We start from the raw sequence: 13604 nt of genomic DNA on the forward strand, positions 1-13604 counted from the left end.
TCTCCTCCCGCCACCTCGGAACGCTAGCAGCGGTTCCGGAGCCTTCGGACCGGGTGTCGTCAGCCGTCCGGCCAGGCCCGCGCAGCAGGTCCACGGCCTCTTTCCTCCGCATTCCGGCCGCCTCGGACTCGGCTGTGAATCACCTCGGCCCGTGTCCGACCGTACGAGGACCCGCGTCGCCTGGAGCCGCGGGTGACCGAGAGATTCCAGTGGCCGAGCGTCACTCGGCGGGCGGGAGCCGTACGGCGGTGTAGTGGCGCAGGTCGTCCTCGTCGAGCGGAGTTCCAGGGAGGGGCGATCCCGCGTCGGCGCGCAGGCCGTCCAGCACGATCTCCACCACGCGTCCCATGGCCTGCTCGCTGTGCATGCCCGGCGGCGTGTACACGTTCAGGGTCATCAACAGGGCGACGTCGCCGGGGCCGATGTCGGTGCGCAGCGCACCGTCCGCCTGTGCCCGTTCGATCATCCGCAGGACGGCGGCGATCACTCGCTGCCGCATCTCGTGCAGGTCCGGGCCGACGCGCATCCGCTGGTGCAGGTGCGGTTCGAGCTTCGCCGGCAGCACGCCCAGCCGCAGTGCCACCGAGCCGCGCAGGAAACGGCACAACGCGTGCCAGGCGTCCGGCTCATCGCGCCAGGCCGTCTCCGCCAGGTCCGCGAGCCGGCGCAGGCTCTCCTCGCCGACCGCCCGGAGGAGCGCGTCCCGATCGGGAAAGCGGCGGTAGAGCGTGCCGACGCCCACGCCGGCCCGGCGGGCGACCTCCTCCAGCGGCACGTCGACGCCCTGCTCCAGGAACAGCTCCCGGGCCGCGGCGACGATCAGGTCCCGGTTGCGGCGCGCGTCGGCGCGCAGCCCCTTCTCCACTGCCACCTCGCGAAGGATCTGGACGATTTTCCTCCGGTTAGGATACCGTCGTTTATTCGGAGGAAAATCTTCCGGTTAGGGGGTGCGGCATGAGCACAGCGCTGATCTCGGGGGCCGGGATCGCGGGCCCGACGCTGGCCTACTGGCTGGCCAGACACGGATTCCGGGTCACGGTCGTGGAACGTGGGGGAGAGCCCAGGTCCAGCGGCAACCCGGTGGACGTCAGAGGACCGGCCGTCGCGGTCGCGGAACGAATGGGCGTCATGCCCCGGCTGCGCCGGGCCGCCACCGGCACGACGGGGGTCAGCTTCGTCGACGCGGCCGGCAGGCGGGTCGGCCGGATGGACATGCGCGCCGTGCAACGGCCGGACGAGGTCGAGGTGCCGCGCGGCGACCTCGCGTCGATCCTCTACGAGGCGAGCCGCGACCACGCCGAGTTCCTCTTCGACGACTCCATCACGGCGCTCGGCCAGGACGAGCACGGGGTGGAGGTCGCCTTCGAGCACGCCGCCCCCCGCCGCTTCGACCTGGTGGTCGGAGCCGACGGCCTGCACTCGGTGACGCGGCGCCTGACGTTCGGGCAAGAGGGTGATCTCGTGCGCCACATGGGCCTGTACGTCGCGACGACGCCGCTCGCCGACGGGGCGGCCGGAGCGGGCCGGGACATCCTCATGCACAACACGCCCGGTAAGGCGATCGCCGTCAATCCGCGGCCCGCGGGCGCGTTCTTCCTCTACCGCAGCCCGGCCGCGCCGGAGTTCGACCACCGCGACACCGAGCAGCACAGGCGGATGCTGATCGAAGCCTTCGCGGACGTGTCCTGGCGGGCGCCGGAACTGCTCGGACACGTACGCACCGCCGGCGACCTCTACTTCGACTCCGTCAGCCAGGTGCGCCTGCCGCGGTGGTGGAAGGGCCGCATCGCTCTCCTCGGCGACGCCGCGTCCTGCGTGTCGCTGTTCGGGGACGGTTCCACCCTGGCCATGGCGGGGGCGTTCACCCTCGCCGAGGCGCTGGCCGCCCACTCCGGCGATCCCGCGGCGGCCTTCCGGCGGTACGAGGCGGCGCACCGGCGCCTGGTGGACCCCAAGCAGCGCAACGTCGCTCAGGCGTCGGCACTTCTGGTCCCCGCGACGCGAGGCGGCATCCTCGCCAGGAACCTGGCCACCCGCCTGTGGCCCGTCGTGGCCGCCACCACGCGGCTCAAGAACGCTCTCGCGTGGTGAGCGAGGGCGTCGTGCCGGTGGCGGACTCGGCCGGCCGCGCGGGTCCGGCGCCGGCCGCGGGTCGTCCCCTCAGAGGCCGGACGTGTGCCAGGTGGCGCCGGCGGCGGTGACGGCGAAGGCCTCGTAGCCGTCCAGTCCCTCCACCCACTCCCTGGCCGCGCCGCCCATGGCGAGGGCTCCGGTGGCGTACGCGTCGGCGAGGGCGAGGTCCGGGCCGATGACCGTCACCGAGGCAAGCTCGGTCGCGGGCCGGCCGGTGTGGGGGTCGAGGACGTGCGCCCCGCGCTCGGCCGTGCCCGAGGTCGCCACCGCGAGGTCGTGGCCCGACACCACGGCGGCGAGGTCCCCCGGGCGGAGCGGGTGGGCGACGCCGACCCGCCAGGTACGGCCGGGGGCCGCCGCGCCGGACAGTCGCACGTCTCCGCCGCCGTTCACGCAGTGGTCGGGCAGGCCCGCCTCACGCAGGATGACGGAGGCCCGGTCGACCGCCCAGCCTTTGACGATGGCCGAGGGGTCGAGGCGGCCTCCGGGACAGGCGGTGAAGTAGCCGTGGGACAGGCGGCTCACCGATTCGCACATGCGGAGGATGTCCGCCACCTCCGGCGGGCAGTCGGCCAGGGTGATCTCGCCCCGGCCCAGCCGGCTCACCGGGCTGCCGGGCTTGTAGGTCGAGAACACCGCGTCGACGTGGTGCAGCCAGGCCACCGCCTCCGCCAGGGCCGCCGCGACCCGCGGCCCGGCCTCGTCGTCGTGGCGCCCGTCGTCGTGGTGCCCGTCGATGGGGCGTACGTCGAAGGAGAACACGGTGCCCATCACGTGCTCGACGTGGCGTGTCACAGGCCCGCCTTGTCGAGCGCGCTCTGCAGGGAGCGGATGTAGCCGTCGCTGGTGTAGGTGGCGCCGGAGACCGTGTCGATCTGGGCGGACCGCGCCGACAGCGCCTCCTCGTTCAGGATCGGCAGGGCCTCGTTGTTGATCCTGATGTCGCGGTGGTTGTTCGCCGGGGCGTCGAGCACCTTGACACCCGCCATCTTCCCGGCGGAGATCACGATCGCCACCTGCACCGGTCCCCAGCGGGTGTCGGCGGAGTCGCCGGTGACGGTCTTCTCACCGCTGGTGGCACCCGCGGTGGCGCCCGGCCCGGTCCAGGAACCCGTGAGATCGGCGGCACCGGAGGAACCGGCGGCACCGGAGGAACCGGAGGAACCGGAGGAACCGGAAGCGGAGGAACCGGCGGCACGCGAGGAGCCCCCGCCCAAGCGGTCCCCGTCCCCGTCGTCGAACTCGTCGTCGTCGTCATCGTGGTCGTCGTCGTGGTCGCGGTCACGGCCGAGGAAGCCGTCGCCGGGGCCCTCCCCACGCCCGCCCGTCGCTCCGGCGTCGCCCTGGGTGACGGCGGCGGGGCGCTGGGCCAGCGCCGTCATCTCGTGGGGCTTGAACGACAGCAGCAGCACGAGACCGACGGCGGTCGCGAGCACGGCCAGTATGGCTCTGCGCATGGAACTTCCAATCCGGGATGGTCAGAACTCGAACGACTCGTGATGGATGCGGCGGTGCGGCACTCCGGCGGCCCGCAGCGCCGTGATGACGGCCCGCGTCATCTCGGCCGGCCCGCAGACGTACACCTCGTGGCCGGGCAGGTCCGCCACCAGCCCGGTGAGCGCCGCGGGCGTGAACGGGTCGCCGACGGCGGTCCGGGCGCCGACGCAGTAGTGCAGGGTCGCGCCGCGGGCCGCGGCGATCTCCTCGAGCTCGCCGCGGAAGACGAGGTCGTCGGTGCTGCGCGCGCGGTAGAGGAGGGTCAGGTCGCCGGGGGCGGCGGGCGCCGACTCGAACAGCGCGCGCAGCGGGGTGATGCCGACGCCGCCCGCGACGAGCAGCACCTTGCGCGCCCGGCGGGCCCGCACGGTGAGCGCGCCGTACGGCCCCTCGGCGACCACCCGGGTGCCGGGCCGCAGGCGGGTCAGAGAGCGGCTCTGGTCGCCCAGGTCCTTCACCGTGATCCGCAGCTCGCCCGTCCCGGGCGGGGCGGACAGCGAGTACGGGTTGGGGGACCACCACAGGTCCCTGGTGAGGAACCGCCAGCGGAAGAACTGGCCGGGCTCGGCCCGCAGCCGGTCCAGGCGCCGCCCGGTCACGTACACGGAGACGACCCCGGGAGTCTCCGGCACCACCCGGGAGACCCTCAGCCGGTGCCGTACGGCCAACCGCAGGGGAGTGAGGAAGCGGTACCACACGATCAGCGCCGCGACACCGAGGTAGAGGACGTACCAGGAGGTGCGGGCGAGCGGGGCCACGGCGAACTCCGCGCCCGTGGCGAGCTGGTGCCCGAAGGCCAGCCACGCGGCCAGGTAGGTGTAGAAGTGCAGGTGGAACCATGTCTCGTAGCGCAGCTTCGGCCGGATCCTGCGGGCGGAGACGACGCCGACGCCCACCAGGAGCAGCAGCGCGACGGTGGCCTTCAGCACGTCGGGATAGGTGAGGTTCAGCGTGACCGTCTCGCTCACCACGTCGGTGCGGTCGGTCAGCGCGTAGCCCCAGATGGTCAGCAGCGTGTGCGCGACGGCCAGTCCGACGACGTAGCGGCCGCCCGTCGAGTGCCACCGGGCGAGCCGGTCGGAGCCGACGCCGCGCTCCAGCGCGGGCACCCGGGCCATCAGCGCCAGCAGCACGGCGATCGCGTACCCGGCGAGCAGCCCGGTGACGCGGCCGGCGTTCGTCAGCCAGTCGTCCGGCCCCGCCACGCCTGGCGTGTTCGCCCACCACATGCCGATGACCGCGACCGCGCCCGCGGCGATGAGCGCCAGGACGGCCTCGGGGCGGGCGCGTACGCGCCGCCGTGGCGCCTGCACGTGTCCGGTCGTCACCGCTGCGTCCGGGAGAGTGGTCGTCACCGATTCCTCCTCTTCGTCATCACCCGGCACACCGTGCCAACCGAACCTCTTGTTTTCCTATGAACCGGGGCATCTGCGGATCATTCATAGGATTCTCTGAGGTAGCTCACAGAGCACGCCCGGTGAGCGGGGAGGACGCTTGACCCATCATGCGTAAGACTTCGAACGACCAGCCCGGTCTGGTCCGCCCCGATGGGAACCCCGTACGCGTCCTCGTGGTCGACGACGAACCGGACCTCGTCGAGGTCCTCGGCGCGGTGCTGAAATACGAGGGCTGGGAGGTGCGCACGGCGGGCGACGGGACGTCGGCGGTGAAGGAGGCACGGGAGTTCCAGCCCGACGCGGTGCTGCTGGACATCATGCTGCCCGACTTCGACGGGCTTGAGGTGCTGCGCCGCCTGCGTGCCGAGGCCCCGGACGTGTGCGTGCTGTTCCTGACCGCGCGCGACGCGGTGGAGGACCGCATCGCGGGCATCACCGCGGGCGGGGACGACTACGTGACCAAGCCGTTCAGCCTGGAGGAGGTGCTCGCCCGGCTGCGCGGGCTGCTGCGCCGCGCCGGCATGGCGCGCAGCGCCGAGGGTGACCGGCTGGTGGTGGGCGACCTGGTGATGGACGAGGACGCCCGCGAGGTGACGCGCGACGGGGAGCTGGTCGAGCTCACGCCGACCGAGTTCGAGCTGCTGCGCTTCCTCATGCGCAACCCCCGGCGGGTGCTGAGCAAGGCGCAGATCCTCGACCGCGTCTGGTCGTACGACTTCGGCGGGCAGGCGCACGTGGTCGAGCTGTACATCAGCTATCTGCGCAAGAAGATCGACGCCGGCCGGCGGCCGCTGATCCACACGGTGCGGGGCGTGGGATACGTCCTGCGGCCGTGACGGCGCCCGGGTGACCGGGACGCCGCGGCCGGGGGCGCCGCGTCCGCGCCGCTTTCGCCTGGTGCCGCGCACGCTGCGGGCCCGCCTTGTGGTGGGCACGCTGGTGCTGCTCGTGCTCGCCTGCGCCGCGGCGGGGGCCGCCTCGTCCCTCCTGCTCGAACGGTTCATGGTCGAACGACTCGACCAGCAGCTGTACATGACGGCCGGGCGGTTCGCGGAGAGCCTGGCCCACGAGGAACGCGAGGAGCACGAGCACGGAGACCGGCGCAACCCGTACGGCGAGCGCGGGGACTCGCGCGGGCAGGCGCCCGGCACGCTGGGCGTGCTCGTGCGGGACGGCGAGGCGGGCGAGCCCGCCGTGGTGGGCCGGGACGACCCGGTCCTGTCGGCGAAGGACCGCAGGACGCTGGCCGCCGTCCCGGCCGACGGGCTCGGGCACACGGTGGACCTGTCCTCGGGCGGTCTCGACGACTACCGGGTGATGGCCGTCGGCAACGACGATGGGGAACTGCTCGTCACCGGCCTGCCGCTGGACGACGTACGCGCCACCGTCCAGCGCCTGCAGATGGCCGAGATCGGGGTTTTCGCCGTCGTCGTGCTCGTGACCGGGATCGCCGGCGCCGTGTGGGTGAGGCTGTCGCTGCGCCCGCTGGACCGGGTCGCGGCCACGGCCCGGCGCGTGGCCCGCCTGCCGCTGGCCGACGGCGAGGTCGCGCTGCCCGACGGGGTGCCCGACGAGGACCCCCGCACCGAGATCGGCCAGGTGGGGGAGGCGTTCAACCGCATGCTCGGCCACGTGGGGCGGGCCCTCGCCCACCGTCACGCCAGCGAGCAGCGGATGCGCACCTTCGCCGGCGACGCCAGCCACGAGCTGCGCACCCCGCTCGCCACCGTCCGCGCCCACGTCCAGCTCGCCCGCCGCGACGAGGCGGCCGTCCCCGGCGGCGTACGGCACGCCCTCGAGCGCATCGACGCCGAGTCGGCCCGCATGGGCACGCTCGTGGACGACCTGCTGCTGCTGACCCGGCTCGACGCCGGCCGCCCGCTCGCGCGGGAGGAGGTCGACCTGACCCGCCTGGCCATCGACGCCACCGGCGACGCCCGCGCCTACGGGCCCGACCACCGCTGGCGGCTCGACCTGCCCGAGGAGCCCGTGATCGTGCCCGGGGACCCCGACCGGCTCCACCAGGTGGTGGCCAACCTGCTGGGCAACGCCCGCGCGCACACCCCGCCCGGTACGACCGTCACCGTCGCCCTGCGTTCCCGGATACCGGATCTGCCGGGACCGGACGGGGTCGAGCTGACCGTGACCGACGACGGCCCCGGCATCCCCGAGGACCTGCAGGGCGAGATCTTCGAACGGTTCGTCCGCGCCGACAAGGCCCGCGCCCGCGCCTCGGGCGGCAGCGGGCTGGGACTCGCGATCGTCAAGGCGGTGGTGGCGGCCCACGGCGGCACCGTCGGCGTGGAGAGCCGTCCCGGCCGTACGGCGTTCCGCGTCATGCTGCCCGACGCGTGACATCGTGCTGTCCTCGGCCCTCTGTTCGAGGGGGTGCCGTGAAACAAATGTTGCATATGAGGAATACTTAGACGTTGGGGGGGCAGGGGGGTCTTTCTGAGCGGAGGTCCCTCCGCGACAAGAGAGGTGTGCAATGACCGCGACCGCTACCGAGCGCCGCACTACTGACGGGCTTCCACACCCATGGCCGGATGACCGCTATGAGGTCAGATGCGACAGGGAGAGCCCGTTCACCGGTAGCCGTGACCGCTACCACTACGCCAAGAACGCCGTGGAGTCCGCGAAGGCGTTGGAGAGAGCGGGACTCGCCCGCCGCGTGGTGGTCGTCAGACTGGCGGACGAGACCATCATCTACGACCGTGTCGGCGACGTGAATCTGCCTCCCGAGTCGTGGTGATCCGGCTTGGCATGGTGTGACAGGTCCGGTTGCGTCATGTTCGTATAGCGGAAGACGACGATCCCCCGGGAGTTTGTCCCGGGGGATCGTCCATGTGTCTATTGATCACGCGGCCCGGGGATTGCCCGGTCGCCTGTCTCTTACCGGGTCCAGCGAGGTCGCCGGGTCCCGCCGGTCAGGTGGGCGTGCGGGTCAGGCGGGCGTGCAGGTCATGTCCGGCGCCCTTCCACCGCCCAGGCGGGCGGCGAAGCCGAAGACGGTCGAGCCGCCGACGGGGAGATCGCCGTTGTAGCTCTCGTTGCCGAACGCATAGGTGCCGACTATGCCGATCACCGGGAGGGGGACGGCCCCCCACACCTGGGTGACGACGCTGCCGTCGGTGTAGCGCCACGACACACGCCAGCCCTTGATGGCGGACGAACCGGTGTTGGTCACGGTGACCTGTCCGAGCGTGGTGGTCCCGGGCCAGGTGCTGGTGATCGTGTAGCTCGCCGCGCAGCCGATCGAGTCCGCGGACGCCGGAACGGCCGCGATCCCGGTGGACACCAGGACCAGGGCCGCCGTGGTGATCGCCTTCCTGATCATCGATCTCCCTTCCTCGCACTGCCCGGTCGTCGCCGGGACGCCGGACCATCCGGCCCATGCCGGTCGGTCCGCGATGCGGATTGGTGCTCCGCCTTCCCCGGAGAGGGGTCCATCCGGGGAAGGCGGGCGACTTGGGCGAGCCCGGGAGCGCGGGCTACGCGGGGGTGCAGGTGAGGGTCGACGGGGCGGTGCCCGAGCCGTTGCCGGTGAAGCCGAAGCTCGTTGTGGCGCCGGGGTTCAGGCTGCCGTTCCAGGACAGGTTCTTCACCGTGACGTTCGAGCCGCTCTGGCTGACGGTGCCGCTCCACAGCTGGGAGACGGTCTGGCCGTTCGGGAACGACCACCCCACCGTCCAGCCCGAGATGGCCGTGGTACCGGAGCTGCTTACGGTGACGTCCGCCTGGAAGCCGCCCTGCCACGAGTTGGTGACCTTGTACGTGGCGGTGCAGGCCTTGCCGTACACCGTCGCGCTGGGCGACGGCGAGGGCGACAGCGGCGGTTCGCACGGGCTGCCGCCGTTCGCCGGCGGGCACGTCGGCGTCGGCGACGGGCTGGGCGACGGGGAGACCGAGGGGCTGGGCGACGGCGACGGGGACGGGGACGGGGACGGGGACGGGGACGGCGACGGGGAGACCGAGGGGCTGGGGGACGGGGACGCCTCGGCGCCCGGCGCGTTGCCCCAGATCTTGGTGGACCCCGAGTACAGCGTCATGTTCTGCACCGTCACCGGCGTGGACGGCGTGGTGGACACCCCGGTGTACGACCAGTCGTTGGACGGGTCCCAGCTGCCCGCGCTGGCGATGCGGAACTGCACCTCACGCCGCGACTCCGACTGACCCTGCGGCGCGATGGTCTGCCCGGAGCAGTCGATCGTGACGTAGTAGACCTTGCCGGAGAACTGCGTCGGCCCGGTCGGCGGCTTGCACTGGTTGTAGTTCGCCGTCAGGGTGATCTGGCTCGGCGTGGTGTCGCCGTCGAGGGTGAAGTAGTAGCGGAACGATCCGTCGGTCAGCGCACGGGCGGGCCAGGCCGAGTGGTTGTAGACCATCGTCTTGATCTCGGTGAAGTTCTGGCCTGTGGCGTTGACCGCCGCCTGGAGGTAGATCTCCGGGCCGTCGGGGGTCTCCGCGACCGGGAAGTTCGCCAGTGGGGATCCGCCGTACTCCTTGTACAGCCGCGCCACCGCGCTGGTGAAGCCGGCGTTGTAGTCGGTGGCGACCTCGTTCATCGTGTAGTCGGCCCGGCTGTCGGTGTAGGCGTCGTCGGGCGACTTGGGGCCGCCGACCAGCGCGCCGTACAGGATGTGCCGGCTCTGCGCGGGCTCGCCGTTCAGGTTGTTGGTCCAGGTGCCGTGCGCGGTCCGGTGATGCGGGTTGCGCGGCGGGTTGTTCCCGAAACCGACGACGTACGACGACTTGCGCGGGTTGTCGCCGAGCGCGTAGTTGATCTGGCGGACGGCGAAGTCGTGGTAGCGGGCCTTGCGCGTGGCGTCGGTGAGCCAGTCGCTGTAGACGAGCGCGACGAAGGCGGTGTTGGCGGCGTAGCGCAGCGAGCCCCACGTGTCGAGCACGGCCTGGCCGCCGGGGGAGTAGTTGACCTTCTGGCCGTTGACGCCGACCGTCCACCAGTCGAGCCAGCGGTTGGCGTCGTCGGTGTACTGCTGCTTGCCGGTCAGCTTCGCCAGCAGCGCGTAGCAGCCGTACGACTTGTCGTCCCAGGCGATCGTCCACTTGTACGACTTGGTCGTCGACTGCGACTCGGTGCCCAGGTTGGCGTAGTACGACTCGGCCTTGGCGAGGTAGGAGGCGTCCTGGGTGGCGCGGTAGAGCCAGATGGCGCCCCACACCAGCTCGTCGTTGTACCCGCTCCAGGACTTGTAGAAGTTCGCCGCGTCGGTGATGCAGTCGCTGTACTTGCCCCGCACGGTGTCGGCGAAGGAGTACAGCTGCTTGGCGTGGGTGAGGAGCTTGTCGGCGTACGTGGGGTCGGTGGGCCGGAAGACCATGGAGGAGGCCGCCATCGCGGCCGCGGTCTCACCGGCGAGGTCGGACCCGCCGCACGAGGAGTCGATCTTGTACGAGGGCCTGCTCATCGGCAGCACCTCGGCCGGTCCCCACCAGGCGTGGTCGGGGTTGCCGCTGCCGACCTGCCCGTACAGCACGTTGGGGGAGGGGTGCGCCTTGACGAAGTAGTCGTTGACGAAGCGCAGGTTGTTCAGCAGGTAGGTGAGCTGGCCCGAGGACGCGTAGGCGTCGCGGTACTCGACCGCGCCCCACGCGAGCATCGTGGTGCTCGCCGCCATCGGCAGGCCGAACTTGACGTGGTCGCCGGCGTCGAACCAGCCGCCGGTCAGGTCGAGCCCGGCGTCCTTGCCGTCGTTCAGCGCCGAGTCGCCGCGCCAGGTGACGCGGTTGGTGGACGGCAGCTTGCCGGACTGCTGGGCCTCGTAGAAGAAGAGCGACTTCTGCAACGCCTCGCCGTAGTTGTACGCGGGGGCCGCGGAAGCCGAGGTGGGGACCGCGGCCGGGACGACCGCGGTGGAGATGATCAGCGCCGCCAGTGCCGGGAACGTACGCCGCATGGAGATGTGCCTCACATAGGTGGGGGGTCGGGGGCGCGGCGGCGGGTCAGGCGCCGCCGCGCCCCGGCTTACTCGGTCGTGTCCCGCGGGGACACTTCCTTGGGGTGCGGTGAAGGGTCAGGCGACACCGCACCCCGGCTCACGGGGACCCGCTCAGCCGTTGGGGAAGAGCAGGCCGTACTGTCCGAGCGCGGTCGCGACGTCGGTCTGCGCCCAGAAGCGGTGGTAGCGGAAGACCGGGGCCGATCCGCCGTTCAGGTACGACTGGACCTTCGGCCAGTCCGGGTCGTTCTTGTACCAGGACCGGATGGAGATGAAGGTCGAGCTGCTGTTGATCGTGTCGCCGTTCGGCATCTTGCCGCTCCAGCCGGACGGGACGTAGATCGGGTCGTCGAGGCGGTTGTAGTCGGCCTTGGTCTCGTTGACCGACACGCCCTTGGCGTCCTGGTTGTTCTTCCAGATGCCGTCCAGGAGAGCCTTGGCCGTGGCCTTGGCCTGGGCGTGGTTCGCCTTGGCCGCGTAGAACATCAGCGTCTTGGCGTAGGAGCCGGCCACGCCGATGTCGTCGGTGTAGTCCCGGATGGTCACGTGCAGGCCGGTGTTGGCCGGCGGCATCCCGGTGCCGCTGAAGCTGGCGTCCGGCTGACCGGTCCACACCAGCGTCGAGGGGATCTGGAAGGTGCCGTCGGAGTTCACCGTGGTGCCGCCCAGCGCCCAGCTGACCCACTTGTCGAGGATCGCCTTGGCGTCCGCGTTGCCCGTGGCGTAGTAGAGCTCCGCCACGCGCTCCATGCTCCAGGCCTGGAAGCCGAACCACTGGTTGGACGGCGGGTCGTGGTAGACCGGCTGCCAGTCGTAGGCCATGCCGAAGAACTTCGGCAGGCTCGACGGCGGGGCGGCGTAGTGGCCCTCCCAGCTGTTGGTCGCGCCGCCGGCGATGCCGCCCTCGGCCGACTGCAGCCACTTGTAGAACTGCAGCTGGCGGGTGAGGCTGGTCGACCAGTCGGTGACCGCGGTCGAGCCCTTGGGCTTCAGCGCGCTGACGTTCGACAGCGCCCAGGCCGCCATCGGGTTCTGGTAGCCCGAGTGGTTGTGGCTGGAGCCGATGCGCCACGCCCAGCCGGCCGACGTGTCGGTCGCGCCGCCCCAGGCGTAGTACCAGGACAGCAGGTAGTTCGACGCGTTCTTGCCGGTGCCCGCCGGGCAGGAGGTGCTGGTGCAGTTCGGCTGCTTGAAGTACTTGTCGTACATCGAGTAGCGCAGGTAGTCACCCATCTTCGCGGCGTTGGCCACGGAGGTGGAGATCTGCGACTGCTTGCCCTGCTCGGTCGCCCAGGTCAGCGCCCAGTAGGCGGCCTGGACGGCGCGGGCGTCGGCGTCCGGCGCGTTGGTGTACTTCCACTGCTTCGCGTAGGACGCGTCACCCGTGAACAGGTCGAGGAACCCGTTCGGGCCGCCGAACTTGAAGGTGTCGCACGACGGCTGCGGGATGGTCTCGAAGACCGACTCCTCGGGGCCGCGCTGGTAGGTGTTGATGTACGCCGGCTTGGTGGTGCCGTCGCCGCAACGCCCGAAGCCGTAGGTGTTGTCGACGTCCAGCAGCCAGTGCATGCCGTAGATGTCGGAGGTGCCGTACGCGCTCTTCAGCTCGTTCGCGATCGGGTCGGTGCCGACGCTGACGCCGCTGTCGAGCTTGGACGGGTACCCCGAGATGTCGTTCCACTCACCCGCGTACGTCGCCGGCTTGCTGGGGTCGTACTTGTCGTTGGTCGGCTGGTCGGCGCGCGCCGGGATGATGTACTTCTCCATCGACTGCCACGCGGTGTTGAACTTCGACCAGTCGCCGGTGACCTTGCCGTACATCGCCTCCAGCCACAGGTAGTAGCTGTAGGCCTCGGACGTCGTCTCGTGGCCCTGGTCCGGCGCCTCCACGAGCAGCGTCTCGACCGAGTGGTACGGCACGCCCTGCGGCGAGAAGTACCCGTTGGCCGGGTCGTGGATCTTGTTGTACATCGTCATGAAGTTGTTGATGTACTGGTTGGTTCCCGGCGAGGGGCTCGCCGACGGCGACGCGGACGGCGACGCCGAGGGAGAGGCGGAGGGCGAAGCGGACGGCGAGGCCGAGGGAGAGGCCGACGGCGACGGGGACGGCGACGGGCTCACGGGCGGGGAGGGGCTCACGGTCGCCCCACAGGTCACCCCGTTGATGGAGAACGAGGCGGGCTTGTTGTTGCTGCCGGTCCACGTTCCCTGGAACCCGATGTTGGTCGTCGCACCGGTGCCGAGGCTGCCGTTCCAGGACATGTTCGTGGCCGTGACGGTGGTGCCGCTCTGGCTCCAGTTGGCCGACCAGCCGTTGGACAGCCTCTGTCCGTCGGGGAAGGTGAACCGGAGCGTCCAGTTGTTGACCGGGTCGCCAAGGTTCTTGATGTCCAGGCTGGCCGTGAAACCGCCCGAGCCGGAACCCCAGGAGTTGAGCGCGTACTGAACGTCGCAGGCCACGGCGGCGGACGCGGGGGTCTGCGCCAGCCCGACGAGGAGGCCGCCGCTCACGGTGGCGGCCGCCAGCAGGGCCAGCGGTCTCCGCGATCGTGGGAGCGCTCCCGTACTAAGAGCTCTCGTTCTCATTTTTGGAGGGTCTCCAAAGTGGGTTGGGGGT

General features: G+C 71.1%; 11 protein-coding genes. 4 read left to right on the plus strand and 7 right to left on the minus strand.

All coding sequences use genetic code 11. The features are described 5' to 3' along the window. Nucleotides 1–220 precede the first annotated feature (220 nt). The gene (locus HHX30_RS07030; RefSeq protein WP_169980553.1) at nt 221–871 is read right to left on the minus strand and encodes a TetR/AcrR family transcriptional regulator; all 651 of its coding nucleotides are present in this window, start codon (nt 869–871) and stop codon (nt 221–223) included. Nucleotides 872–954: 83 nt separating this feature from the next. Here HHX30_RS07030 and HHX30_RS07035 point away from each other — a divergent pair, with 83 nt between their 5' ends. After that, nucleotides 955–2091: an FAD-dependent monooxygenase gene (locus tag HHX30_RS07035; protein WP_169980555.1), complete on the plus strand. Its 1137-nt coding sequence runs from the start codon at nt 955–957 to the stop codon at nt 2089–2091. Between the two features lie 69 nt (nt 2092–2160). Here HHX30_RS07035 and HHX30_RS07040 read toward each other — a convergent pair whose 3' ends face one another. Genes HHX30_RS07040 through HHX30_RS07050 form a run of 3 tightly spaced genes read right to left on the minus strand, consistent with a single transcriptional unit; the run spans nt 2161 to nt 4985 of the window. Next, a complete protein-coding gene (locus tag HHX30_RS07040) occupies nt 2161–2928 on the minus strand; it encodes an FAD:protein FMN transferase (protein ID WP_311922157.1) in 768 nt (255 codons plus the stop codon). After that, a complete protein-coding gene (locus HHX30_RS07045; RefSeq protein WP_211591647.1) occupies nt 2925–3590 on the minus strand; it encodes an FMN-binding protein in 666 nt (221 codons plus the stop codon). Before HHX30_RS07045 ends, HHX30_RS07040 begins: the two co-directional genes overlap by 4 nt. 21 nt (nt 3591–3611) lie before the next feature. Continuing rightward, nucleotides 3612–4985: a ferredoxin reductase family protein gene (locus HHX30_RS07050; RefSeq protein WP_311922159.1), complete on the minus strand. Its 1374-nt coding sequence runs from the start codon at nt 4983–4985 to the stop codon at nt 3612–3614. Nucleotides 4986–5134: 149 nt separating this feature from the next. On the opposite strand from HHX30_RS07050, the gene HHX30_RS07055 reads away from it, so the two are divergent. From HHX30_RS07055 to HHX30_RS07065, 3 genes are all read left to right on the plus strand, one after another. Further along, on the plus strand, nt 5135–5863 hold the full coding sequence (locus HHX30_RS07055) for a response regulator transcription factor (protein WP_283246692.1): 729 nt from the start codon (nt 5135–5137) through the stop codon (nt 5861–5863). 10 nt (nt 5864–5873) lie between these two features. Next, entirely contained in the window at nt 5874–7382 is a 1509-nt protein-coding gene (locus HHX30_RS07060; RefSeq protein WP_311922160.1) for a HAMP domain-containing sensor histidine kinase, read from the plus strand. Between the two features lie 133 nt (nt 7383–7515). Further along, the gene (locus tag HHX30_RS07065) at nt 7516–7779 is read left to right on the plus strand and encodes a hypothetical protein (RefSeq protein ID WP_169980557.1); all 264 of its coding nucleotides are present in this window, start codon (nt 7516–7518) and stop codon (nt 7777–7779) included. 192 nt (nt 7780–7971) lie between these two features. On the opposite strand, the gene HHX30_RS07070 is transcribed toward HHX30_RS07065, so the two are convergent. The 3 genes from HHX30_RS07070 to HHX30_RS07080 all read right to left on the minus strand — a co-directional run bounded on the left by HHX30_RS07070 (nt 7972) and on the right by HHX30_RS07080 (nt 13498). Continuing rightward, complete coding sequence (locus tag HHX30_RS07070) at nt 7972–8364, minus strand: cellulose binding domain-containing protein (RefSeq protein ID WP_169980559.1); 393 nt, start codon at nt 8362–8364, stop codon at nt 7972–7974. Between the two features lie 154 nt (nt 8365–8518). After that, nucleotides 8519–10945, minus strand: a complete 2427-nt coding sequence (locus HHX30_RS07075; RefSeq protein WP_169980561.1) for a glycoside hydrolase family 9 protein — start codon at nt 10943–10945, stop codon at nt 8519–8521. 153 nt (nt 10946–11098) lie between these two features. After that, nucleotides 11099–13498, minus strand: coding sequence for a glycoside hydrolase family 48 protein (locus tag HHX30_RS07080; protein ID WP_311922161.1), 2400 nt, complete (start codon nt 13496–13498; stop codon nt 11099–11101). Between the last annotated feature and the right edge of the window lie 106 nt (nt 13499–13604).

Source organism: Microbispora sp. H10836, assembly GCF_012999525.1.
Lineage (GTDB): Bacteria > Actinomycetota > Actinomycetes > Streptosporangiales > Streptosporangiaceae > Microbispora.